This window comes from Streptomyces sp. NPDC088354, from assembly GCF_044753585.1.
GTDB lineage: Bacteria > Actinomycetota > Actinomycetes > Streptomycetales > Streptomycetaceae > Actinacidiphila.
Genome location: NZ_JBIVNJ010000001.1, coordinates 62,404 through 85,654 on the forward strand (window position 1 = coordinate 62,404; position 23,251 = coordinate 85,654).

The following is a 23,251-nucleotide window of genomic DNA, read 5'->3' on the forward strand; positions in this document are numbered from 1 at the left end:
CGCGTGGAGCAGGTGCAGCAGGTGGAGCACAGAATTCCGCACATCCCGGGGTTCGCGCGGTGGCCGCACGACGGTGCGCCCCGGCAGGAGGGCCGGGCCCTGCGCCAGAGGGTGCCGCGGGAGTCGCACGCCGAGCTCGCGTCCGAGGACGGCCGCCAGGGGGCCGTGGAATCGGTGCTCGCCTCCAGCGAGGGGCGCATTCCCGGGCTCGTGCCGCTGCGGGTGGGGCGGATGGCCGCGAGCCCCTTCGCGTTCCTGCGCGGCTCGGCCGGGCGCATGGCCGGCGACCTGGCCGGCACCCCGGTCACCGGCATCGGCACCCAGATCTGCGGCGACGCCCACGCCGCCAACTTCGGCCTGTACGGCGACCACCGCGGCAGCCTGGTGATGGACATCAACGACTTCGACGAGACCGTGCACGGACCCTGGGAATGGGACGTCAAACGGCTCGCCGTCTCCCTGGTGCTCGCCGGACGCGAGGCCGGCGCGGGCGAGGACGTCTGCCGCGGCGCGGCCTTCGACGCGGTCGGCGCCTACCGGCGCACCATGCGGCTGCTGGCGAAACTGCCGGTGATGGAGGGCTGGCACGCCGTCGCCGACGAGGAGCTGGTGACCCACGCCGACGCCCGCGACCTGGCCGGCACGCTGCGCCGGGTCGGCGACAAGGCGCGGCGCAACACCAGCGCCAAGTTCGCCGCCCGGGCGACCGAGCCGGACGGGGGCGGCGGACGGCGCTTCGTCGACGCGCCGCCGGTGCTGCGCCGGGTGCCGGACGCGGAGGCGGTGGCCGTCGCGGGCGCCCTGTCCGTCGAGGGCTATCTGGCCACGGTCGGCGAGGACCGGTGGCCGCTGCTGTCCCGGTACGCGGTGCACGACGTGGCGTTCCGCGTGGTCGGGACGGGGAGCGTGGGCACCCGCTCGTACGTGGTGCTGCTCCTGGACCACCACGGTGAGCCGCTGGTGCTCCAGGTGAAGGAGGCGCGGCCGTCGGCGCTCGTGCCGCACCTGGGGCGGGCCGGCTTCGGGGCGCCCGCGGCCGGGCACGAGGGGCGGCGCGTGGTGCTGGGGCAGAAGCGCATGCAGGTCGTCAGCGACAGCCTGCTGGGGTGGGCCGACGTGGAGGGCCGGCCGTACCAGGTGCGGCAGTTCCGCAACCGCAAGGGCAGCGTCGACCCCGCCTCGCTGCGGGCCGGGCTGATCGACGACTACGCCCGGATGACCGGGGCGCTGCTGGCCCGTGCGCACGCGCACAACGCCGACCCGCGGCTGATCGCCGCGTACTGCGGCAAGGGGGAGCAGCTGGACGAGGCGGTGGCGTCGTTCGCGGTCGCGTATGCGGACCGGACGGAGGCCGACCACGCGGAGCTGCTGGCGGGGGTACGGGCGGGGCGGATCGCGGCGGAGACGGGGATCTGAGGCGGCGGTGCCAGGGCTGCGGTGCGAGGGCGGCGGTGCGAGGGCGGTCTGAGGCAGCGGTGCGGGGGCGGTCCGAGGCAGCGGTGCGAGGGCGGTTGGGGGCGCGGATGCGGCGGCCTGGGAGCGCTCCGATGGGCACGGAGTCCACGGGACGCCGCCGGGGCGGTGGGGCGTACATGCGTGCGCGGGGCGCGCGCCGGAGCGCACAGGAGCGCGCTCAGGGGGCGGGCGGGGCGCGAGCAGGCTCACGGACCTTGTGACCGGCACCCGTTCGGCCTCGTAGGCTGGACCGGTGAAGAAAACCTCCGGCACTGAAGCGACCGCCGACGCCTCCCCCGATCCGCAGGACCGGCTGGCACAGGCCGTGCGGGCCGCCGAGCGCGCACTGATCGAGTTCGAGATCGCGGTGGAGACCTTCCGGGTGGAGGTCGAGAACTTCTCCCGGCTGCACCACCAGAAACTCGGACCCATGTACGCCCGGCTCGACGAGCTCGACGCGCTGATCGCCGAGGCGGTCGCGGCCAAGAGCGGCGACCGGGACGACATCCGCCGTGCCTGGGAGGCCCGGGCCCTGGTGATGCCCATGCCGGGGGTCGAGGAACTGTTCGGGGGGCTGCTCGGTTCCGACGGCGTCCGTCCCAGCGAGGACCCCAGCCCGCCGCGCCGGGTCCGGCCCGGCAAGGAGGCTCAGCGCCTCTACCGCGAGCTGGCCCGCAAGGCGCACCCGGACCTGGCGCAGGACGAGGCGGAGCAGGAGCGCCGCAGTGAGTTCATCGCCCGGGTCAACGAGGCGTACGCGTACGCCGACGAGGAGCGACTGCGCGAGCTGGCGGCCGAGTGGGAGGCCGGTCCGGTGCCGGAGGAGCAGCAGCCCAGCGAGGGCGAGGTCCTCTACGCCCGGCTGGAGTGGCTGGCGCAGCGCAAGGAGCAGCTCGCCGCCTCGGCGGCGGAGCTGGAGGAGAGCGCGATCGCGCAGATGATGAAGCTCTCCCCGGACGATCCGGACAGCCTGCTGAACGAGATCGCCGAGAGCCTGCTCAACCAGGTCGCCAACCGTGAGGCGCGGCTCGCGGAGCTTGTCAGGTCCCAGAAGGGCCCCGCGTAGCGTCCGGGGTACGGTCGGACCGCACGCCCTATCGAAGGAGTCCTTTCCATGTTCAACGCCCAGCTGCCCGCGGTGGACCCCGCCCAGGTGCCGGCCGACGGCTACCTGCTGGACGTCCGGGAGCACGACGAGTGGAACGCCGGCCACGCCGAGCGCGCGGTCCACATCCCCATGGGTGAGGTCGTGGCCCGCCTCGGGGAGCTGCCGGAGGACCGTCGCGTGCACGTGGTGTGCCGCGTCGGCGGCCGTTCGGCGCAGGTCGCGCAGTACCTGCTCGCGCAGGGGATCGACGCGGTGAACGTCGACGGCGGCATGCTCGGCTGGGAGGCCGCGGGCCGCCCGCTGGTGGCGGACGGCGGCGACCAGGCGTACGTGCTCTGAGCCGGCGGCCGGGCCCGCCCGGCCGCGAGGTCAGGCGTCGAAGTCCACCTCCACCGAGGAGGTGACCGGGTGCGACTGGCAGGCCAGCACGTATCCCGCCTCGATCTCCTCGGGCTCCAGCGCGAAGTTGCGGTCCATCCGCACCTCTCCGGAGACCAGCCGGGACCGGCAGGTCCCGCACACCCCGCCCTTGCAGGCGTACGGAGCGTCGGCCCGGTTGCGCAGCACCGTCTCCAGCACCGACTCAGCGCCCTGCGAGGGCCAGCTGCCGGCGCGCCCGTCGAGGGTCGCCCGCACGGTGGCGCCCTCGCGGACTCCGGCGACCGGGGTGGCCACCGGTGCGGCGTCCACGTGGAAGATCTCCTCGTGGATGCGGCCGCGGGCCACCCCCAGGCCGCGCAGCGCCCGCTCGGCACCCTGCACCAGCCCGTAGGGGCCGCACAGGAACCAGCCGTCGATCCGCCCGACCGGCAGCAGCGCCGGCAGCAGACCGGTCAGCCGCTCCTCGTCGAGCCGCCCGGACGGCAGCCCCGCCTGCTGCTCCTCGCGGGAGAGCACGGTGACCAGCTGGAAACGGTCCGGGTAACGGTCCTTCAGGTCGGCGACCTCTTCGAGGAACATCGTGGACGCGGCGGTCCTGTCGCTGCGTATCAGGCAGAACCGGGCCTCCCGCTGACGGGCCAGCAGGGTGGAGACGATCGACAGCACGGGAGTGATCCCGCTGCCGCCGACGACCGCCGCGAAGTGCCCCGGGCGCGGATGGAGGACGAAGCGCCCGGCCGGGCTCATCGCCTCCAGCAGGTCGCCCACCGCCAGTTCCTTGTGGGCGAAGGTCGAGAACTCGCCCTCCTCCACGAGCCGCACGCCCACCCGCAGAGTGCGCGGCGCGGTTCCGTGCGGTGCCGGGTCGCACAGCGAGTACGTCCGCCGGATCTCGCGGCCGTCGGCCCTGAGGCGCAGCGCGATGTGCTGGCCGGGGGCGAAGTGGTAGATCTCGCCCAGTTCCTCGGGCACTTCGAGGGTGACGGCCACTGCGTCGTCCGTGAGCCGGTCGACCTCCGCCACCCGCAGCGGGTGGAAGGCGCCATGCGCCCCGGGGACGGGTGCCATCTACAGCTCCTTGAAGTGGTCGAACGGCTCGCGGCAGCTCTCGCAGCGGCGCAGTGACTTGCACGAGGTGGAGGAGAAGCGGTTGAGCAGGACGGTGTCGAGGGAGCCGCAGTGCGGGCAGCGCACCGCGAGCTCCAGGGGTATCGGCCCGCCGCCGGGCGCGATCGTCCGCGGGGGAGCGATGCCGTACTCGGTGAGCTTGCGGCGGCCCTCGTCGGTGATCGCGTCGGTGGACCAGGGCGGTGACAGCACCGTGCGGACCGACACCTCGGTCATGCCGTGCTCGCGCAGCACCTGCGTCACGTCCGCGGTCATGGTGTCCAGGGCGGGACAGGCCGTGTAGGTGGGGGTGAGCTCGACCTCGACGCTGACGGGGCCGGTGAGGTGCACGTCCCGCAGGATGCCGAGGTCCTTCAGGGTGAGGACGGGCAGCTCGGGGTCGGGCACTGCGCCGACGGCGGCGCGCAGCTCCGCCTCCAGCGCGCTGAGGCCGGTGGTCACCATGTCGCCCCCGGGTGTGCGCGGTGGAGATGCTGCATCTCCGCGAGCATCCGGCCGAACGGCTCGGTGTGGATGCCCTGCCGGCCGGCCCCGGCGGACCAGGGGGTCACGCTGGGGCCCTCGGGGAGGGTCAGCGTGGCCCGCCCGAGGACGTCGGAGAGGGCGGCGAGCCAGGGTTCGCGCAGCTCCGGGAGGGAGACCGGCAGGCCCTCGACGGGCTGGAACATCTCGCCGGTGTAGCGCCACAGGGTGTCCAGGGCGCGCTGCATCCGCGTGTGGCTCTCGTCGGTGCCGTCGCCGAGACGCAGCGTCCACTGGACGGCGTGGTCGCGGTGGTAGGCGACCTCCTTGACGGCCTTGCCGGCGAGCGCGGCCAGGTCGGCCACCTCGGGGCCGCCCTTGGCGCGGGCCAGTTCGCCGTACATCAGCTCCTGGTGGACGGAGAAGTAGAGCTGGCGGGCGATGGTGTGGGCGAAGTCGCCGTTGGGCTGCTCGACGAGCTGGAGGTTGCGGAACTCCCGCTCCTCGCGCAGGTAGGCGAGCTCGTCCTCGTCACCGGCGAGGGAGAGCAGGACGCGGGCCTGGCCCAGCAGGTCGAGGGCGATGTTGGCGAGGGCGACCTCTTCCTCCAGGACGGGGGCGTGCCCCGCCCACTCCCCCAGGCGCTGGGCGAGCACCAGCGCGTCGTCCCCCAGTGCGATCGCGGCCTTCACAGGTGCTGCACCCCCTCGGGGATCTCGTAGAAGGTCGGGTGCCGGTAGGGCTTGTCGGCGGACGGGGCGAAGAAGGGGTCCTTCTCGTCGGGCGACGAGGCGGTGATCTCGGTGGACGGGACCACCCAGATGGACACGCCCTCGCTGCGCCGGGTGTACAGGTCCCGGGCCTGCCGCAGCGCCATGGCGGCGTCCGGGGCGTGCAGGCTGCCGGCGTGGGTGTGGCTCAGTCCGCGTCGGCTGCGGACGAAGACCTCCCACAGCGGCCACTCCTGGGCGCTGGTCGTCATCGCTCTCCCCCTTCGTGCCCGGCCGTGCGACCGGCCGCTCGCTGCTTGGCCGCGTGGGCGGTCGCCGCCTCACGCACCCAGGCGCCCTCTTCGTGGGCGGTGCGCCGCTGGGTCAGGCGCTGTTCGTTGCACGGACCGTTGCCGCGCAGGACTTCCTGGAACTCGGTCCAGTCGATGGCTCCGTAGTCATGGGCGCCGCGCTCCTCGTTCCACCGCAGGTCGGGGTCGGGGAGGGTGAGGCCGAGGATCTCGGCCTGGGGGACGCAGATGTCCACGAAGCGCTGGCGCAGCTCGTCGTTGGAGTGCCGCTTGATCTTCCAGGTCGTGGACTGGGCGGAGTGGGCGGACTCGCCGTCCGGAGGGCCGAACATCATCAGCGAGGGCCACCACCAGCGGTCGACGGCGTCCTGCGCCATGGCGTGCTGCTCGGCGGTGCCCTTGCTGAGGGCGAGCAGCAGCTCGTACCCCTGGCGCTGGTGGAAGGACTCCTCCTTGCAGATGCGGATCATGGCGCGCGCGTACGGGCCGTAGGAGCAGCGGCACAGCGGCACCTGGTTGGTGATCGCGGCGCCGTCCACGAGCCAGCCGATGGCGCCGACGTCGGCCCAGGTCAGCGTGGGGTAGTTGAAGATCGAGGAGTAGCGCTGGCGGCCGGCGTGGAGCTTGTCCAGCAGCTCGTCGCGGCTGACGCCGAGGGTCTCGGTGGCGCTGTAGAGGTAGAGCCCGTGGCCGGCCTCGTCCTGGACCTTGGCCATGAGGATGGCCTTGCGCCGCAGGGAGGGCGCGCGGGTGATCCAGTTGGCCTCCGGCTGCATGCCGATGATCTCGGAGTGGGCGTGCTGTGCCATCTGCCGGACCAGCGTGGCCCGGTAGGCGTCCGGCATCCAGTCGCGAGGCTCGATCCTCGCGTCGGCGGCGACCGCCGCGTCGAAGGCGGAGAGAAGTCCGGATTCCGTTTCCGCGGTCTCCGTGCTCTCCCCGGCCGTGGCCGCTGTCGTCATGCGAGGCCCCTTCCCTCCCGACCGACCGATCGTTCGGTTCAATGGTCGGGGGTGCCCGTGAGGGTGTCAAGGCCGGGCGGGGCCTGTGGAAAACCGCGCGGCAGGTTCCCCCGGCCTCCGTCGCGGTGCGCGCGCAGCCCTCCCCAGGCGCCGGCGGGAGGCGTCGATCGGCCGGCGAAGACCGGGATGGCTGTACCGCCGACGCGTGGCATGAGTACCGTTCCGTGCTGAGTGGACCCAGCGGTACGCCGGACGCGCCGGATGCACTGGATGCACCGGATGCGCCGGAGACATCGAATACGCCGGGAACACGCGGAACAGGAGCGGGAGCCACCATGGAGCCACCCGAAGGGCCCGGGGGAGCGACCGGGATATTCGCGCTGTCGCGGGCCTCCCGGGTCGCGGTCGCGCTGGCGCTGGCCGCGGCGGTGGTCGGGGTGGCCGTGCACCTCCTCATGGTGTTCCTGCACGTCGCCCCGCAGAACACGCTCTCCAAGCAGCACGGCGACCTGGTCGGCGACTACGTCTACCCCGAGTTCGAGCAGAACTGGAAGCTCTTCGCGCCCAACCCGCTCCAGCAGAACGTCCACGTCTGGGCCCGCGCCGACGTCCGCGGGCCCCACGTCACCGTGCGGACCACCGGCTGGATCGACCTCACGGCCATGGACATCGTCGCGATCCGCCACAGCATCGCCCCGAGCCACACCGAGCAGAACGAGCTCCGGCGGGCCTGGACCTTCTACAGCACCACGCACGGTGACCAGAACAAGCCGATCGGTCTGCGCGGCGACCTCAGCAAGGAGTACCTGCAGCGGATCGTCGAGCGACGGCTCGGCCACCGGCTGGGCAGCGACGACCTGGAACGGGTCCAGGTGCGCACCGGTACGACGGCGGTCGCGGCACCGGTCTGGAGCCCCGAGAACACCGACACGCGCACCAGCTTCCAGGTGCTCCCGTGGTGGAACGTCACTCCGCGGGACCAGGCCGCTGCCGCGGGGCAGGGGGACGCGTCGTGAGCGAGCCCGTGCACTCCCCGGACCACTCCGCCGCCGTCTCCCCCGCGCCCGTCCCGGCCCCGGTACCCGCTCAGGACCCGTCCGCGGTGCCCTCGCCCTTCACGGGCCTGGCCACCGCGGCCGACCGCGGTCTGACCCGCGCCCTCGTCCGCGTCACCGGCACCGCCATCGGCCCGTACCAGAGCGCCGTCGTCCGGATCGGTATGGCGCTGACCTGGCTGCTGTTCCTGCTCCGCGAGTTCCCGCACCGCCACGAGCTCTACGGACCCGACGGCGTGTGGGGCTACGCCCAGGCGAGCCGGCTGATCGCGGACAACCACGCCTTCACCGTCCTGCTGTGGGGCGACGGCAGGGTCTGGTTCGAGTTCGTCTATGCCGCCTCCATCGCCGCGAGCGCCATGCTGCTGCTGGGCTGGCGCACCAGGACCGCGTCGCTGCTGTTCATGGCCGGCGTGCTGTCGCTGCAGAACCGCAGCGTGTTCATGGGTGACGGCGGCGACAACGTCATCCACCTGATGGCGATCTACCTGGTCTTCACCCGCTGCGGCCAGGTGTGGTCGCTCGACGCCCGCCGTCGGGCGCGGAGCGGGGACGAGCGGGACGGCGACGCCGCCGGAATCGCCCTGTGGGCCGTCCTGGGGATGTTCCTCCTGATCGCCCAACTGCTCGGCCGTACCGGTCTGACCTGGACCGACGGCCTGCTGCCGTGGCTCGGCTGGACGCCGTTCCTGTGGGGCGTCCTGTTGCTGCAGGCGGTGTGGTGGGCCGTGCGCCGCTACGCGCCCGGCGAGCCCCGCACCCTCCTTGACGTGTTCGCCAACATCACGCACAACGCGGCGATGCTGGTCGTCGTCGTCGAGGTGTGCCTGATCTACGCGACCGCGGGCTGGTACAAGATCCAGGGGTCGCGCTGGCAGGACGGCACCGCCCTGTACTACCCGCTCCACCTGGACGACTTCAGCCCGTGGCCGGAGCTGTCGCACGCCATGGCGAGCAGCGGTCTGGTGGTCATGGCGATCACGTACGGGACGGTGATCGTCCAGGTCGCCTTCCCCTTCACCCTCTTCAACCGCCGGGTGAAGAACGCGCTGCTCGCGCTCATGATCGTCGAGCACGCCTCGATCGCCTTCCTCCTCGGCCTGCCGTTCTTCTCGATGGCGATGATCGCGGCCGACGCGGTCTTCCTGCCCACGGGCTTCCTGCGCTGGGCGGGCGACCGCCTGGGCCGGCCGGCGCGCCGCGGCCCGGCAGGCCGCGCCGGCAGCGGCGAGCGTGCCGTGGTGCCGGGTCCCGGACGCGGGCGGGCGGAGCCGGGTACGGAGCCCGCGCCTACGGACCTGCCGGTGTGACGCCCGCGGCCCCGGAGGCCGGGTCCGGCAGCCAGTGGAACAGGGCCATGCCGACCGTGGTCGCGAGGTTGAAGCTGGAGACCTGGGGGCGCATGGGCACGGCCAGCAGCCGGGTGGCGCGATCCCGCAGGCGGGGAGAGATCCCGTGCCGCTCCGAGCCGAAGACGAGCAGCGCGTCGTCGGGGAGGGCGACGCGGCGGATGTCCTCACCCTCGGGGTCCAGCGCGTAGAGCGGGCCCGGGGGCAGCGCGTCGAGCGGCAGGCGCTCCACGGCGGTCGCGTAGTGCAGGCCGGCCCCGGCCCGGACGACGTTCGGGTGCCAGGGGTCCAGGTCGTCGGGGCCGCCGACCGTGACGACGCCGGTGGCGCCGAAACCGGCCGCGAGACGGATGACGGCGCCGACGTTGCCGAGGTTGCGCGGGCCGTCGAGGACGACAACAGGAGCCCGGCGGGGCCGCTCGGACAGGACGCGCAGATTCGCCTCCCGGTCCGGGCGGGAGGCGAGCGCGGCGATGCCGGTCGGGTGGATCCGGGGCACCAGTTCGCGCAGGGTGGCGGCCGGGACCTCGACGGCCAGGGCATCGACGGCCGCGGCGACGTCCTCGGCCAGATCGGCCGCCAGGGCCAGGACCGCGGCCTTGTCGGACGTGAGCACGGAGTGGATCCGGGCCCCGAAGCGCAGCGCGTGCTTCAGCGCGTGGAAGCCGTCCAGCAGGACGGCCCCGGGGGCGGCCTCCCGCCATTCCCGGGTGACCCGCCGGGTGTCGTCCGTGCTCATGGCCTCAGCCTAGGGGTAGTGCTCAGGCCTCCCGGACGGGCGGATTGGCGGGGGAGAACTCGGGGGCGCCCCAGCGCAGGGTGCTGATGCCGGGCAGCTCGACGGCCTCGGTGACCGTGAAGTCCACGCCGCGCCCGTCCTCGCCGTCCGGGTCGCGGTCCCATGCGACACGCGCCGTGCCGGTCAGCATGAGGACGCCGCCGGTCCGCCAGTCGGGGAAGAGCAGCCCGGCGGCGGGCCTGGTGGTGATGTTGCCGAGCGTCATGAACATGGAGTTGCCGCTGTAGTCCGGCCAGCGCAGCCGGTGGCCGTCCGTCACCGTCACGAAGCCGGGGTTGCCGCCGCGATGCGAGGCATCGGCGGCGCCGTCGGGGCCGGCCGTCGCGACGAAGAAGGTGTCCGCGGCGCGGATCCGGTCCTGCTGGTCCGCGGTCAGCCCGGTGCCGCGCGTGACCCTGCCGCCGGTCGCCGGGGGCAGCCCCGCGGCCGTCAGCTCCCGTCGCTGGATGTACTTGGGGCAGTTGGCGTACACCTGCTCGGCGCGGATCAGCAGGCCGTCGCCGTCCGGGCGCGCGCTGCCGTTGACCCGCATGCGCCGCCGGGTCTCCGGCTCGACGGCGATGAGCCCGACGCGGGCCGGGCCGTCGAGGGTCGCGGCCAGCGGGTCGTCGGGGTGCGGCCGGGCGGCGACGGTGAGCGTGCGCACGTCGGGGGAGCGCACGAAGCCGGGCGGCCCGGTCAGCAGCGAGGCCCACAGCCGTCCCCGCTCGTCGGCGGCGCCGACGACGATCATCCGGCGCTGTTCCAGGAAAGCCGCGGCGACGGCCGGCACGTCGTCACGGATGCCGCGCCCGACGTGGTCGGCGCGGACGAGGACGCCGGCGCGGGCCTGTACGGCCCGTTCGCCGGGGTGGTACGTGCTCGACGGGGCTGTCGTCATGCCGGGTCCTTCCTGGGTGGGGCGGGTCGGATCGGGACGTGCGCGTGGGTCCTTCGCGCGGTGGTGCGGCGGTGCGGTCGCGTGCTCAGAAGAATCCGCAGGTGGGAGCAGCCTCGTGGGGCGCGGGGGCGGTGCCGGCGCCGGAGTCGGTGAAGATCTCCAGCCGGATGCCGTCCGGGTCGGCGAAGAAGATGCCGCCGGACGAGCCGCCCTCCCGGTGGGGGACCACACCGTCGTGGGCGAAGGAGGCGCCGAGCCCGCGCAGTACGTCCTCGGCGGCGCGGACCTCCTCGACCGAGTCGACCCGGAAGGACAGGTGGTGCAGGCCCGGCCGGGAGACGGCGAAGTCGCCCTCGCTCTGCTGCCACAGGGTCAGAACGAGGGTCCCGCCCAGGGACAGGAACGCCCAGCGGCGCTCCCCGTCGGCGCCCTCGGCGGCCTCGAATCCGAAGACCCGCTGGTAGAAGGCCACGGAGCGGTCGAGGTCGGTGACGTTGAGTCCGACGTGGCCCGTGTGCAGGGAGGCGGGTGCGGCGGCGGTGGACATGAGGCGGTGGCTCCCTCGGTCGTGGTCGCCCGGCCCGTCCAGGCTAACCGTTCTTTACGAACGTAAGGGTTAGCCTGGGTGGAGTCAACCAGTGTCAGTCGTCGAAAGGGTTAGGGTGAGGTCCATGCCGCCCGTGATCGACCCGCGTCCGCTGCTCGGGGAACCCGTCTCGCTCGACCTCCTCAACACCCGGTGGATGGCGGGTGACGAGGTACGGGACCTGCTGACCGGGCCCGACGGCCTGACGGTCTGGCTGGAGGCGAACGGGCTGGCGGGACGCTGCCCGGACGACGCGGCGGCGCTGGAGGCCGTGCTGGCCGCTCGCGAGGCGCTCGCGGTGGCGGTGCGCGACCCCGGGGCGCCGTCGCGGGAGGCCCTGGACGGGCTCAACGCCGTACTCGCCCATGGGCGGGTACGGCGCTTCGTCGGCCCGGACGGACGTCCGGCGGAGGAGGTCGAGACCGACCTCCCGGCCTGGCGGGCAGCGTGGATCGCCGTCGACGACTACCTGGGGCTGCTGGCCGCCGATCCGGCGCGGATCCGGGCCTGCGCCCACGACCGGTGCATCCTGCACTTCTTCGACACGTCGCAGAACCGCAGGCGCCGCTGGTGCTCCATGGCGGTGTGCGGCAACCGCGCCAAGGCGTCGCGCCATCACGCGCGCACAAAGGAGCCCCGTCCGGAGTGACAGGGCTACTCCGGACGGGGCGCTGGTGTGGGCTCGCGGATCAGGCCGGGCGGCGGACCTCGATGACCCGGAAGCGGTTCGCGACGAAGGCGCCGTCGCACAGCGCGGCGTTGGCGGCCGGGTTGCCGCCGGAGCCGTGGAAGTCGGAGAACGCGGCCGTCTGGTTCACGTACACCCCGCCGGTCAGGTTGAGGGAGAGCTGGGCGGCCTCCTCCAGGCAGACCTCCTCGGCCTTCCGCTCCACCTCGGGGGAGGTCGTGTACGCGCCGACCGTCATCGCGCCCTTCTCGCGCACCGTGCGGCGCAGGAGCTCCAGCGCGTCGTCCGTGGAGTCCACGGCCACGGCGAAGGACACCGGGCCGAAGCACTCCGACATGTAGGCCGCCTCGTCGTCCGGCTTGGCGCCGTCCAGCTTGACCATCAGCGGGGTACGGACCACGGCGCCGGGGAACTCGGGGTGCGCGACCTCGCGCGAGGCGAGGGAGACCTCGCCGAGGGAGGCGGCGGCCTCCAGCCGGGCCTTGACGTCGGGGTTGACCAGGGCGCCGAGCAGGGCGTTGGCGCGGGCGTCGTCGCCGAGCAGGCCGCTCACGGCCGCCGCGAGGTCGGCCGTCACCTCGTCGAAGCTCTTGTGCCCGGCGTCGGTCGCCACGCCGTCACGGGGGATGAGGAAGTTCTGCGGGGTGGTGCACATCTGACCGCTGTAGAGCGACAGCGAGAAGGCCAGGTTGGAGAGCAGGCCCTTGTAGTCGTCCGTGGAGTCGATCAGGACGGTGTTGACGCCGGCCTTCTCGGTGTAGACCTGCGCCTGGCGGGCGTTGGCCTCCAGCCAGTCGCCGAAGGCGGTGGAACCGGTGTAGTCGATGATGCGGATCTCCGGCCGCAGGGCCAGCGTCTTGGCCAGGCCCTCGCCCGGGCGCTCGGCGGCCAGGCACACCAGGTTCGGGTCGAAGCCGGCCTCGGCGAGCACCTCGCGCGCGATGCGCACGGTCAGCGCCAGCGGCAGCACGGCCCGCGGGTGCGGCTTGACCAGCACCGGATTGCCGGTGGCCAGCGAGGCGAACAGGCCCGGGTAGCCGTTCCACGTCGGGAAGGTGTTGCAGCCGATCACCAGGGCGACGCCGCGCGGCACCGCGGTGAACTCCTTGCGCAGGACCAGCGGGTCCCGCTTGCCCTGCGGCTTGGTCCACTCGGCCGCGCCCGGGGTGCGCACCTGCTCCGCGTAGGCGTACGCGACGGCTTCCAGGCCGCGGTCCTGGGCGTGGGGGCCACCGGCCTGGAAGGCCATCATGAAGGCCTGGCCGGAGGTGTGCATGACCGCGTGGGCCAGCTCCGTGGTGCGCGCGTTGATCCGCGCCAGGATCTCCAGGCAGACCAGGGCGCGCGTCTCGGGCCCGGCCTCGCGCCAGGCCGGCATCGCCGCCCGCATCGCGGGGAGCAGCACGTCCACGTCGGGATGCGGGTACTCCACGCCGAGCTCGATGCCGTACGGGGAGACCTCGCCGCCGGTCCAGCCGTCGGTGCCGGGCTGGTCCAGGTCGAAGCGGGTGCCGTGGAGGGCGTCGAACGCGGTCCTGCCGGTCTCGGCGTCGGCGTATGCCTTGGGGTGCTCGGGGTACGGAGACCAGTACTCGCGAGTACGGATTGCCTCGAGGGCCTTGTCGAGTGTCTCGCGATGCTTTTCGATCAGCGGGACAGCGGTGAGAACGGCAGCCATGGGGGCCAACTCCTCGTCGAGCTGGTGCTACGGGTGGGCAGGGTGCTGGCAACACGGCTAGATTAACCGAATGTTCGGTCGGGACAAGGGGGCCTGCCGAAGCTGTGGACAAGTGGCGAGGAGCAGAGGCGACGATGAGTGCTCTTGACCGATCCAGCACGATCGCGGTTGTCGGCACGGGCACCATGGGCCAGGGAATCGCCCAGGTCGCACTGGTCGCGGGCCACTCGGTACGGCTCTACGACGCCGGGCCGGGCCGCGCCGAGCAGGCCGAGCGGGCCATAGCGGAGCGGCTGGACCGGCTGGTGGAGAAGGGCCGCATGACCGCCGCGGAGCGCGACGCGGCACGCGGCCGGCTGGCGGCCGCGCAGGCGATCGAGGACCTGGCGGGCGTGTCGCTGGTCGTCGAGGCGATCCTGGAGGAGCTCGGCGCCAAGCAGCAGCTCTTCACCGCGCTGGAGAGCGTGGTTCCCGAGGACTGCCTGCTGGCCACCAACACCTCGTCCCTGTCGGTCACCGCCGTGGGCGGCGCCCTGCGCCTTCCGGGCCGTTTCGTGGGCCTGCACTTCTTCAACCCCGCGCCGCTGCTCCCTCTGGTGGAGGTGGTCTCCGGCGCCGCCACCGACGAGGCGGCCGCCCAGGTCGCGTACGACACCGCCGCCGCCTGGGGCAAGACGCCGGTGCGCTGCACCGACACCCCCGGCTTCATCGTCAACCGCGTCGCGCGCCCCTTCTACGCCGAGGCGTTCCGGCTGTACGAGGAGCGGGTCGCGGACCCGGCCACCATCGACGCCGTGCTGCGGGAGAGCGGCGGCTTCCGTATGGGGCCCTTCGAGCTGACGGACCTGATCGGCCAGGACGTGAACGAGGCCGTCACGCGGTCGGTGTGGGATTCCTACTTCCAGGACCCGAAGTTCACCCCCTCCCTCGCGCAGCGCCGCCTGGTGGAGTCCGGGCGGCTGGGCCGCAAGGCGGGGCACGGGTGGTACGACCACACGCCGGGCGCGCCCCTGCCCGAGCCGCACACGGCCGGGCCTGAGAAGCCGCCTTCCAAGGTGACCGTGCGCATGAGCGCTTCCGGGCCGGCCGCAGTGCTGCCCGAGCTGATCGCCGAGGCGGGCATCGAGGTGGTGGCCGGCGACTTCTCCGACCCCTTCGACGCCTGGGTGGAACTGCCCGGGGGCGGGCAGCTGTACCTGGCCAACGGGGTCGCGGCCACGCCGGACCCCACCGAGAGGGACCGGCCGGGCGACTGGGTGCAGTTCGACCTGGCGCTGGACTACCGTGCCGCCACCCGCGTCGCCCTCGCCCCGGCCGACACCGCCCGCCCGGAGACGGTCCGGGCCGCGATCGGGCTCTTCCAGGCGCTGGGCAAGAAGGTCAGCGTCATCGACGACGCACCGGGCATGATCGTCGCGCGCACCGTGGCGATGCTCGTGGACTTCGCCGCGGACGCGGTGGCCCGCGGCGTGGCGTCGCCGCAGGACATCGACGCCGCGATGCGGATGGGTGTGAACTACCCGCGCGGTCCGCTGGCGTGGGGGGACGAACTGGGTCCGGCGTGGGTCGTCGATGTGCTGCGCAGTCTGGACGAGGCCTGCCCCACCGGCCGTTACGCGCCGTCCCGCCTGCTGATCCGCCGAGCGGCCGCCGAGGGGAGACTGCTCTAATCATGACCATGGCACAGCGCGACACCCCCGCCCCCAAGCGGGACACCTACACTCCGGACTCGCTGCTGGCCGTCGCCGTGCGGGTCTTCAATGAGCGCGGCTACGACGGCACGTCCATGGAGCATCTGTCGCAGGCCGCCGGCATCTCCAAGTCCTCCATCTACCACCATGTGCGGGGCAAGGAGGAGCTCTTGCAGCGGGCCGTCGGGCGTGCCCTGGACGGGCTGTTCGGCATCCTGGAGGAGCCGGAGGCGCGGCGCGGGCGCGCTGTCGAGCGGCTGGAGTACGTCACGCGGCGCACCACCGAGGTGCTGATGGCGGAACTGCCCTACGTCACCCTGCTGCTGCGGGTGCGCGGCAACACCAAGACCGAGCGCTGGGCCATGGAGCGCCGCAGGGAGTTCGACCACCGGGTCGCCGCCCTGCTGAAGGCCGCGGTGGCGGAGGGCGACCTGCGGGCGGACGTGGCGCCGAGGCTCGCCACCAGGCTGCTCTTCGGAATGATCAACTCCCTGGTCGAGTGGTACCGGCCCCATGTGCCCGGCACCGGGGGCGCGGCGGACGCCGGGGCTCCGGCGGAAGCGCCCGAGCAGGAGGACGCGGCGGTCGTGGACGCCGTGGTGCGGTTGGCGTTCGACGGGCTGCGGATATCTTGACGTTGGTCTAGTCCAACCTCCACGCTCGGGGCCATGTCATTCATGGTCCGAGTCCGTGTGTGCGCCCCGTTGGCCGCCGTCCTGCTGCTCGCGGGGTGCGGGGGCGGAGGCGACGGGAAGGCCGCTGCCGAGGCCACGCCACCGGAGGACTTCGGGTGCCTCACCGAGGCCCAGGCGAAGGCGGGGAGCACGTCCTACGACGACACCGAGGGCAACCCGGTGGACGCCTGGCTCGGGGGCAAGGGCGCCGCCGCCGTGCTGCTGATGCACCAGTCGGACGGCGACCTGTGCCAGTGGATGCCGCAGGCGGACCTGCTGGTCGAGGACGGCTACCGCGTCCTGGTCGTCGACTCCAACGGGAGCGAGGTGCCGGAGGTCGTCGCCGGGGTGAAGCTGCTGCGCGCCAAGGGCGCCCGGCACGTGCTGCTCATGGGCGCGTCCAAGGGCGGCACGGGAGTCCTGGCGGGGGCCGTGGAGGTGAGCCCGCCGGTGGACGCCGTGGTCTCGCTGTCCGCCCCCGAGTACTACGGGGTGACGGACGCCGGTTCGGCGGTGCCCCGCCTGACGGCGCCGGTGCTCTACATGGCCGCGGCCGGCGACACCCGGTTCGCGGAGGCGGGCAAGGCCCTGCACAAGGCGACGAAGAAGGCCCCCGAGAACCGGCTGGAGATCGTCAACGGTCCCATGCACGGGGTGGGCATGCTCACCGACGACGCCAACTGGGCCACCGTCACGGACTTCCTGGCGAAGTACGCGGGCGGGGGCGGCGGCGCCGGCTAGTCGGTCAGCACGCGGTCGGTCTCCTCGAAGACCAGCAGGGTGCGGCTGCTGAGCACCTCCGGCACCGCCTGGATCCGGGTGAGCACCAGCTCCCGCAGGCTGCGGTTGTCCGGGGTGTGCACCAGCATCAGCACGTCGAAGTCCCCGCTGACCAGGGCGATGTGCGCGACCCCCGGCAGTTCCATCAGCTTTTCGCGCACGGTGCGCCAGGAGTTCTGGACGATCTTCAAGGTGATGTACGCGGACGCTCCCTGACCTGCCCGCTCGTGGTCGACGCGGGCGGTGAAGCCGCGGATGACGCCGTCCTCGATGAGCCGGTTGATGCGGGCGTAGGCGTTCGCCCGCGACACGTGGACCCGCTCGGCGACCGACCGTATCGACGCCCGGCCGTCCTCCTGCAGGTAGCGCAGGATCGCGCGGTCGATCGCGTCCAGCGGCCGGACCGCCGCCGCGGGGTCGGACGCCGCGGCGCTCTGGGTTTCGGGGGAGGTCCCCCGAGAAATTTGGGAATCCGTCACGCCCCCGAGCCTCCCTGTCATGGACGTACTGGCTCCATCTCAGGCTGTGCAGAACCGTTTGTCCACAGGCGGAACACACCTGTAGCCAAAATGCCTCCGGCGACCGAACAATCGGTAGGGGAAGCGATACCCGCTGCCCCGATACGAACACGCCCACGAGGAGGTGCTCGCGATGACCGTCCTGGACCAGCCTGTCTGGCACCCCCGCACCGATCCGGCGCCGCTGCTGCCCGATGCCGAGCCGTACCGGCTGCTCGGCACCCCGGCGGCCGGCGCCCTCGATGCCGGACTCCTGACCTCGATGTACGGACAGCTGGTGCGCGGCCGCCGCTACAACCGGCAGGCCACCGCGCTGACGAAGCAGGGCCGGCTCGCCGTGTACCCCTCCAGCACCGGTCAGGAGGCCTGCGAGATCGCCGCCGCGCTCGCCCTGGAGCCGCGGGACTGGCTGTTCCCCAGCTATCGCGACACCCTCGCCGCCGTCGCCCGCGGCGTCGACCCCGTCGAGGCGCTGACCCTGCTGCGCGGCGACTGGCACACCGGCTACGACCCCCACGAGCACCGCGTCGCCCCCCTCAGCACCCCGCTGGCCACCCAGCTCCCGCACGCGGTGGGCCTCGCGCACGCCGCCCGCCTCAAGGGCGACGACGTCGTGGCGCTCGCCATGGTCGGCGACGGCGGCACCAGCGAGGGCGACTTCCACGAGGCGCTCAACTTCGCCGCCGTCTGGCGCGCGCCCGTGGTCTTCTTCGTGCAGAACAACGGCTTCGCCATCTCGGTGCCCCTCGCCAAGCAGACGGCCGCGCCCTCGCTGGCGCACAAGGCCGTCGGATACGGCATGCCCGGCCGCCTCGTGGACGGAAACGACATAGCCGCCGTGCACTCCGTGCTCACCGAGGCGGTCGCCCGCGCCCGTCAGGGCGGCGGACCCACCCTGGTGGAGGCCGTCACCTACCGCATCGACGCCCACACCAACGCCGACGACGCCACCCGCTACCGCGAGGACGCCGAGGTCGAGGCCTGGCGCGAGCACGACCCGATCGCCGTGATGGAGCGCGCGCTGCGCTCCCGCGACCTGCTCGACGACGCGCTGACCGCCCAGGCCGAGAAGGACGCCGAGGCCATGGCCGCCGATCTGCGCGAGCGCATGAACCAGGACCCGGTCCTGGACCCGATGGATCTGTTCGCCCACGTCTACGCCGAGCCCACCCCGCAGCTGCGGGAGCAGGCGGCGATGCTGCAGGCCGAGCTGGAGGCCGAGGCCCAGTCATGACCACCGCAACCACGACCCCGGTCGCCGCCGCGCGCAAGCCCGCGACCATGGCGCAGGCCCTCAACCGGGCCCTGCGCGACGCCCTCGCCGACGACCCGGACGTCCATCTCTTCGGCGAGGACATCGGCACCCTCGGCGGTGTCTTCCGCATCACCGACGGCCTCGCCGCCGAGTTCGGCGACACCCGGTGCACCGACACCCCGCTCGCCGAGGCCGGCATCCTCGGCACGGCCGTCGGGATGGCGATGTACGGCATGCGCCCCGTCGTCGAGATGCAGTTCGACGCGTTCGCCTACCCCGCGTTCGAGCAACTGGTCAGCCATGTGGCCCGGATGCGCAACCGCACGCGCGGCACGATGCCGCTGCCGATCACCATCCGCGTGCCCTACGGCGGCGGCATCGGCGGCGTGGAGCACCACAGCGACTCCTCCGAGGCGTACTACACCCACACCCCCGGCCTGCACGTCGTCACCCCGGCCACGGTCGCCGACGCCTACGGGCTGCTGCGCGCCTCGATAGCGTCCGACGACCCGGTGATCTTCCTGGAGCCCAAGCGGCTGTACTGGTCCAAGGCCGACTGGTCGGCGGAGGCACCGGAGGAGGTCGCGCCGATCGGCAGGGCCGTGGTCCGGCGTCCCGGCCGCTCGGCGACGCTCATCACCTACGGCCCCTCGGTGCCGGTCTGCATGGAGGCCGCGGAGGCCGCCGTGCAGGAGGGCTGGGACCTGGAGGTCGTGGACCTGCGCAGCCTGGTGCCCTTCGACGACGAGACGGTGGCGGCGTCGGTGCGGCGCACCGGGCGCGCGGTGGTCGTCCAGGAGGCGTCCGGCTTCGGCGGCATCGGCGCGGAGATCGCCGCCCGGGTCACCGAGCGGTGCTTCCACCATCTGGAGGCCCCGGTCCTGCGGGTCGCCGGCTTCGACATCCCGTATCCGCCGCCGATGCTGGAGCGGCACCACCTGCCCGGTGTCGACCGCATCCTCGACACGGTCGGCCGGCTGCAGTGGGAGGGGGCGTGATGGCCGTCGTCCGCGAGTTCGCGCTGCCCGACCTCGGGGAGGGCCTGACCGAGGCCGAGATCGTGCGGTGGATGGTGCAGGTCGGTGACGTCGTCGCCATCGACCAGCCGGTGGTCGAGGTGGAGACGGCCAAGGCCGTGGTCGAGGTGCCGTGCCCCTACGGGGGAGTCGTCACCGCCCGGTTCGGCGAGGAGGGCGAGACCCTTGACGTCGGACGCCCGCTGATCACCGTCGCGGTGGAGTCCCAGGAGGCGGTCCCGGTCGGTGCCGACGGGGCCTCCCCCGACGGGGACTCCGGCTCGGGCAACGTCCTGGTCGGCTACGGGACGAGCGGCCCCGCGGCCCGGCGTCGCCGGGTCCGCCAGGCCCTCGCACCCGCTTCCACGGGGACCGCTCCGGCGACCGTCCCCCGGTCCGCCCCTACCCCGGCCCCGGCCCCCGCCTCCGCCGCGGGCTTCGTGGTGGACGAGGGGGTGACCGGACCGGTGGCGGTCATCTCGCCGCTGGTGCGGCGCATCGCCCGCGAGCACGGGCTCGACCTGCGCGCGCTGAAGGGGTCCGGGCCCGACGGGCTGATCCTGCGCGCGGACGTCGAGCGCGCGATCACCGCGGCCGCCGTGCCGGTGACCGCGGCCGCCACCGCCACCACGACGCCGGCCGTCGAGGGCACCCGCATCCCGCTCAAGGGCATCCGGGGAGCCGTCGCCGAGAAGCTCAGCCGCAGCCGCCGGGAGATCCCGGACGCCACGTGCTGGGTGGACGCCGACGCCACCGAACTGCTCGCGGCGCGGGCCGCGATGAACGCGGCGGGCGGTCCCAAGGTGTCCGTCCTCGCCGTGCTGGCGCGGATCTGCACGGCCGCGCTCGCCCGTCACCCCGACCTCAACGCCACGGTGGACACCGAGCGCGGCGAGATCGTCCGGCTGCCCGCGGTTCACCTGGGCTTCGCCGCCCAGACCGACCGCGGCCTGGTCGTCCCCGTCGTCCGGGACGCGCAGGCGCGCAGTACGGAGGAGCTCTCGGCTGAGATCGCCCGGCTCACCGAGGCCGCGCGGGCCGGCCGTCTGACCCCGGCCGAACTGACCGGCGGCACCTTCACGCTCAACAACTACGGCGTCTTCGGCGTCGACGGCTCGACGCCGATCATCAACCACCCCGAGGCAGCGATGCTGGGAGTCGGCCGTATAGCGCCCAAGCCATGGGTGCACCAGGGGGAGCTGGCGGTGCGTCAGGTCGTGCAGCTGTCGTTCACGTTCGACCACCGGGTGTGCGACGGCGGGACCGCCGGCGGATTCCTGCGCTATGTCGCCGACTGCGTGGAGCAGCCTGCGGTCCTGCTGCGGGGGGTGTGAGCGCCTCGCGTGGGGCCATACTCCGGGCATGACTTCGCAGCCGGGTGCGGCCGTACCCCATGACGAGCCCTTCGACGCGGTCGTCCTCGCCGGGGGTGCCGCGCGGCGCCTCGGCGGGGCCGACAAGCCCGGACTTCCGGTCGCGGGACGGGCGTTGATCGACCGTGTCCTGGACGCGTGCGCCGGCGCGGGTACGACGGTCGTCGTCGGCCCGCGCCGTGCGACCAGCCGCCCGGTCGTCTGGGCCCGTGAGGAGCCGCCCGGCGGCGGCCCGCTGCCCGCCCTCGCGGCGGGACTGGGCGCGGGTGTCACCGCCGACGTGGTGCTGGTGCTCGCCGCCGACCTGCCCTTCCTGTCCCCCACGACGGTGCGGGCGCTGCTCGCGGCGCTCGGCGGGCGGGACGGCGGGCAGGGCCACGACGGCGTCGTCCTCACCGACCCGGACGGTCGCGACCAGCCGCTGGCGGCGGCCTACCGCGCGGAGTCGCTGCGGCGTGAGATCGCCCTGCTCGCCACGGAGCACGGCGGCCTGTCCGGCCTGCCGCTGCGCCTGCTCACCGCGGAACTGCGGCTGCTGCGGCTGGCCGATCCCACCGGACAGGCCTCCTTCGACTGCGACACCTGGGACGACCTCTCCACAGCGAGGGCCCGCATCAGGGAGCATGGGACCGTGCTGGACGAATGGATTGCCACTGTCAAGGCGGAACTGGGCATCGACCTCGACGTCGACACCGGTGTACTGCTGGATCTCGCGCGCGACGCCGCGCACGGCGTGGCGCGCCCCGCGGCGCCCCTGACCACCTTCCTGGTCGGCTACGCGGCCGCCACGGCCGGTGGCGGCGAGCAGGCCGTCGCCGAGGCCGCCCGGCGCGCTGCCGAGCTGGCCGAACGCTGGGCCAAGGAGGCGGACGCCGGGGAAGCGGAGGCATGAGCGTTCCCGACGGGGCCCGCTGCCGGAACGCCGGGAACGCCGGGAACGCCGGGAACGCCGGGAACACCGGGAACGGCCGGGACACCGCGCCACCCGTCGACCTCGCGGCCGCCGAGGCGGCGGTCGACGACGAGCTGGAGCAGGCCCTCGCCCTCGCCAACGCGCGCCGCGGCCCCGTCCGGTACGCCGCGGCGAGCCCGCGCACGGACGCCACCGCCCCGGCGCCCCTCGCCCCCCAGGACACCGACATCCCGCATCCCCCGCACCCTCCTCACGCCCACCACGACACCTCCTGGCCCGAAGCCCGCCGCATCGCCACCGCCGCGGGCTCGCCCCTCCGGCGCGAACTCAGGCCGCTCGCACAGGCCTTGGGCTGCGCCCTCGCCGAGCCGTTGACGGCGCTGACCGACCTGCCGTCCTTCGACACCTCCGCGATGGACGGCTGGGCCGTCGCCGGGCCGGGCCCCTGGCGGCCCGAGGGCCGGGTGCTGGCCGGTGAACGCGCCCTCGCCGCGCTGCCGGACGGCCACGCGACCGGCATCGCCACCGGCGCCCTGCTCCCGGCCGGGACGACCGCCGTGCTGCGCAGCGAGTACAGCCGCCTCGGCCCGGACGGTCTGCTGCACGCCACGCGGGGCGGCCCCGGGCCCGGACAGGACGTGCGCCCGCGGGGCCAGGAATGCCGCAGCGGCGACGAGTTGCTGGCCACCGGCGCCCTCGTCACGCCCGCCGTGCTGGGCCTGGCCGCCGCGGCGGGCTACGACGAACTGCCGGTGACGGTCCGCCCGACCGTCGAGGTCCTCGTCATCGGCGACGAGTTGCTGGACCGCGGCGTTCCCGGTTCCGGCCGGGTGCGGGACGCGCTGGGCCCCCTGCTGCCCGCCTGGCTCGCCGCGCTGGGTGCCGACGTCGTCACGTCCCGCCGACTGAAGGACGACGCCGACCTGCTGCGCGAGGCCGTCACGGGGTCCGGCGCCGATCTGGTGGTCACCACGGGCGGCACGGCGGGCGGCCCGGTCGACTTCGTGCACCCCGTGCTCTCGCGCATCGGCGCGCGGCTGCTCGTCGACGGTGTCGCCGTACGGCCGGGCCATCCCATGCTGCTCGCCGAACTCCCGGGTGATGGCGGTCATTTGGTGGGCCTTCCGGGGAATCCCCTGGCCGCCGTCTCCGGGGTGCTCACGCTGATCGTGCCCCTGGTGCGCAGGCTCGCGGGGCGGCCGGCGGCGGTGCCCTCGGCGGTCCGGCTGACCGGCGACGTGCCCGGCCACCCCACGGACACCCGGCTGGTGCCGGTGATCCTGGACGAGGAGTCGCGGGCGGTCCCGCTGCGCTTCAGCGGGCCGGCCATGCTGCGCGGCATCGCCACCGCCGACGGGATGGCCGTCATCCCGCCCGGCGGGGCCGCCAAGGGCGACACCACGGCCGTGCTGGAGACCGGCTGGGGGCGCCTGTGACCCCGACGCCGGGCGGTTCCGACGACCCGCCCGGTCCGGGCGG

Annotated in this window: 24 protein-coding genes; 14 read left to right on the top strand and 10 right to left on the bottom strand. The window is 73.6% G+C overall.

All coding sequences use genetic code 11. The features are described from left to right. Nucleotides 1–3: 3 nt before the first annotated feature. The 3 genes from ACIP98_RS00275 (at nucleotide 4) to ACIP98_RS00285 (ending at nucleotide 2,902) form a co-directional block, all read left to right on the top strand. Complete coding sequence (locus ACIP98_RS00275) at nucleotides 4–1,416, top strand: DUF2252 domain-containing protein (protein ID WP_319663295.1); 1,413 nt, start codon at nucleotides 4–6, stop codon at nucleotides 1,414–1,416. A gap of 292 nt (nucleotides 1,417–1,708) precedes the next feature. Beyond that, nucleotides 1,709–2,521 (top strand): hypothetical protein, encoded by an 813-nt coding sequence (locus ACIP98_RS00280; protein WP_319663294.1) that lies wholly within the window; start codon nucleotides 1,709–1,711, stop codon nucleotides 2,519–2,521. A 48-nt stretch (nucleotides 2,522–2,569) separates the two neighbouring features. Continuing rightward, nucleotides 2,570–2,902, top strand: coding sequence for a rhodanese-like domain-containing protein (locus ACIP98_RS00285; protein ID WP_319663293.1), 333 nt, complete (start codon nucleotides 2,570–2,572; stop codon nucleotides 2,900–2,902). A gap of 30 nt (nucleotides 2,903–2,932) precedes the next feature. On the opposite strand, the gene ACIP98_RS00290 is transcribed toward ACIP98_RS00285, so the two are convergent. From ACIP98_RS00290 to paaA, 5 genes are read right to left on the bottom strand one after another with little or no spacing between them, the layout of a single operon-like run. Then, a complete protein-coding gene (locus ACIP98_RS00290; protein WP_401973005.1) occupies nucleotides 2,933–4,012 on the bottom strand; it encodes a 2Fe-2S iron-sulfur cluster-binding protein in 1,080 nt (359 codons plus the stop codon). Beyond that, the gene (paaD, locus tag ACIP98_RS00295; RefSeq protein WP_401973006.1) at nucleotides 4,013–4,516 is read right to left on the bottom strand and encodes a 1,2-phenylacetyl-CoA epoxidase subunit PaaD; all 504 of its coding nucleotides are present in this window, start codon (nucleotides 4,514–4,516) and stop codon (nucleotides 4,013–4,015) included. After that, entirely contained in the window at nucleotides 4,510–5,226 is a 717-nt protein-coding gene (gene paaC, locus ACIP98_RS00300; RefSeq protein WP_319663290.1) for a 1,2-phenylacetyl-CoA epoxidase subunit PaaC, read from the bottom strand. The genes paaD and paaC overlap by 7 nt, the downstream gene beginning before the upstream one ends. After that, nucleotides 5,223–5,516 carry a 1,2-phenylacetyl-CoA epoxidase subunit PaaB gene (gene paaB, locus ACIP98_RS00305; protein WP_319663289.1) on the bottom strand — a complete coding sequence of 98 codons (294 nt, stop codon included), beginning with the start codon at nucleotides 5,514–5,516 and terminating at the stop codon, nucleotides 5,223–5,225. Before paaB ends, paaC begins: the two co-directional genes overlap by 4 nt. After that, nucleotides 5,513–6,517, bottom strand: a complete 1,005-nt coding sequence (gene paaA, locus ACIP98_RS00310; RefSeq protein WP_401973007.1) for a 1,2-phenylacetyl-CoA epoxidase subunit PaaA — start codon at nucleotides 6,515–6,517, stop codon at nucleotides 5,513–5,515. Before paaA ends, paaB begins: the two co-directional genes overlap by 4 nt. A gap of 335 nt (nucleotides 6,518–6,852) precedes the next feature. Between paaA and ACIP98_RS00315 the strand changes: the two genes are divergently transcribed. Then, nucleotides 6,853–7,533 carry a DUF5819 family protein gene (locus tag ACIP98_RS00315; protein WP_319663287.1) on the top strand — a complete coding sequence of 227 codons (681 nt, stop codon included), beginning with the start codon at nucleotides 6,853–6,855 and terminating at the stop codon, nucleotides 7,531–7,533. Continuing rightward, on the top strand, nucleotides 7,530–8,882 hold the full coding sequence (locus tag ACIP98_RS00320; protein WP_401973008.1) for an HTTM domain-containing protein: 1,353 nt from the start codon (nucleotides 7,530–7,532) through the stop codon (nucleotides 8,880–8,882). Before ACIP98_RS00315 ends, ACIP98_RS00320 begins: the two co-directional genes overlap by 4 nt. Here ACIP98_RS00320 and ACIP98_RS00325 read toward each other — a convergent pair. From ACIP98_RS00325 to ACIP98_RS00335, 3 genes are all read right to left on the bottom strand, one after another. Beyond that, complete coding sequence (locus ACIP98_RS00325) at nucleotides 8,863–9,660, bottom strand: TrmH family RNA methyltransferase (protein ID WP_401973009.1); 798 nt, start codon at nucleotides 9,658–9,660, stop codon at nucleotides 8,863–8,865. The genes ACIP98_RS00320 and ACIP98_RS00325 overlap by 20 nt on opposite strands. Nucleotides 9,661–9,682: 22 nt before the next feature. Continuing rightward, nucleotides 9,683–10,600, bottom strand: coding sequence for a pyridoxamine 5'-phosphate oxidase family protein (locus ACIP98_RS00330; RefSeq protein ID WP_401973010.1), 918 nt, complete (start codon nucleotides 10,598–10,600; stop codon nucleotides 9,683–9,685). An 85-nt stretch (nucleotides 10,601–10,685) separates the two neighbouring features. Beyond that, the gene (locus ACIP98_RS00335; RefSeq protein WP_319663284.1) at nucleotides 10,686–11,147 is read right to left on the bottom strand and encodes a VOC family protein; all 462 of its coding nucleotides are present in this window, start codon (nucleotides 11,145–11,147) and stop codon (nucleotides 10,686–10,688) included. Between the two features lie 124 nt (nucleotides 11,148–11,271). Here ACIP98_RS00335 and ACIP98_RS00340 point away from each other — a divergent pair, with 124 nt between their 5' ends. Then, nucleotides 11,272–11,835 (top strand): CGNR zinc finger domain-containing protein, encoded by a 564-nt coding sequence (locus tag ACIP98_RS00340; protein ID WP_401973011.1) that lies wholly within the window; start codon nucleotides 11,272–11,274, stop codon nucleotides 11,833–11,835. 40 nt (nucleotides 11,836–11,875) lie between these two features. On the opposite strand, the gene paaN is transcribed toward ACIP98_RS00340, so the two are convergent. Next, entirely contained in the window at nucleotides 11,876–13,552 is a 1,677-nt protein-coding gene (paaN, locus tag ACIP98_RS00345; protein WP_319663282.1) for a phenylacetic acid degradation protein PaaN, read from the bottom strand. 134 nt (nucleotides 13,553–13,686) lie between these two features. On the opposite strand from paaN, the gene ACIP98_RS00350 reads away from it, so the two are divergent. From ACIP98_RS00350 to ACIP98_RS00360, 3 genes are read left to right on the top strand one after another with little or no spacing between them, the layout of a single operon-like run. Then, nucleotides 13,687–15,222 (top strand): 3-hydroxyacyl-CoA dehydrogenase, encoded by a 1,536-nt coding sequence (locus ACIP98_RS00350; protein WP_401973012.1) that lies wholly within the window; start codon nucleotides 13,687–13,689, stop codon nucleotides 15,220–15,222. Nucleotides 15,223–15,224: 2 nt separating this feature from the next. Continuing rightward, on the top strand, nucleotides 15,225–15,878 hold the full coding sequence (locus ACIP98_RS00355; RefSeq protein ID WP_319663280.1) for a TetR/AcrR family transcriptional regulator: 654 nt from the start codon (nucleotides 15,225–15,227) through the stop codon (nucleotides 15,876–15,878). 33 nt (nucleotides 15,879–15,911) lie between these two features. Next, nucleotides 15,912–16,658, top strand: coding sequence for a hypothetical protein (locus ACIP98_RS00360; protein WP_319663279.1), 747 nt, complete (start codon nucleotides 15,912–15,914; stop codon nucleotides 16,656–16,658). On the opposite strand, the gene ACIP98_RS00365 is transcribed toward ACIP98_RS00360, so the two are convergent. After that, on the bottom strand, nucleotides 16,655–17,197 hold the full coding sequence (locus tag ACIP98_RS00365; RefSeq protein ID WP_319660059.1) for an Lrp/AsnC family transcriptional regulator: 543 nt from the start codon (nucleotides 17,195–17,197) through the stop codon (nucleotides 16,655–16,657). The two genes, ACIP98_RS00360 and ACIP98_RS00365, sit on opposite strands and share 4 nt — an antisense overlap. Before the next feature lie 151 nt (nucleotides 17,198–17,348). Between ACIP98_RS00365 and pdhA the strand changes: the two genes are divergently transcribed. Genes pdhA through ACIP98_RS00390 form a run of 5 tightly spaced genes read left to right on the top strand, consistent with a single transcriptional unit; the run spans nucleotide 17,349 to nucleotide 23,208 of the window. Beyond that, on the top strand, nucleotides 17,349–18,449 hold the full coding sequence (pdhA, locus tag ACIP98_RS00370) for a pyruvate dehydrogenase (acetyl-transferring) E1 component subunit alpha (protein ID WP_319660060.1): 1,101 nt from the start codon (nucleotides 17,349–17,351) through the stop codon (nucleotides 18,447–18,449). Continuing rightward, on the top strand, nucleotides 18,446–19,468 hold the full coding sequence (locus tag ACIP98_RS00375) for an alpha-ketoacid dehydrogenase subunit beta (protein ID WP_401973013.1): 1,023 nt from the start codon (nucleotides 18,446–18,448) through the stop codon (nucleotides 19,466–19,468). The genes pdhA and ACIP98_RS00375 overlap by 4 nt, the downstream gene beginning before the upstream one ends. Continuing rightward, nucleotides 19,468–20,820 (top strand): dihydrolipoamide acetyltransferase family protein, encoded by a 1,353-nt coding sequence (locus ACIP98_RS00380; RefSeq protein WP_319660062.1) that lies wholly within the window; start codon nucleotides 19,468–19,470, stop codon nucleotides 20,818–20,820. Before ACIP98_RS00375 ends, ACIP98_RS00380 begins: the two co-directional genes overlap by 1 nt. 28 nt (nucleotides 20,821–20,848) lie before the next feature. Continuing rightward, the gene (locus ACIP98_RS00385) at nucleotides 20,849–21,751 is read left to right on the top strand and encodes an NTP transferase domain-containing protein (protein WP_319660063.1); all 903 of its coding nucleotides are present in this window, start codon (nucleotides 20,849–20,851) and stop codon (nucleotides 21,749–21,751) included. Further along, a complete protein-coding gene (locus ACIP98_RS00390; RefSeq protein WP_401973014.1) occupies nucleotides 21,748–23,208 on the top strand; it encodes a molybdopterin molybdotransferase MoeA in 1,461 nt (486 codons plus the stop codon). Before ACIP98_RS00385 ends, ACIP98_RS00390 begins: the two co-directional genes overlap by 4 nt. Nucleotides 23,209–23,251 lie beyond the last annotated feature (43 nt).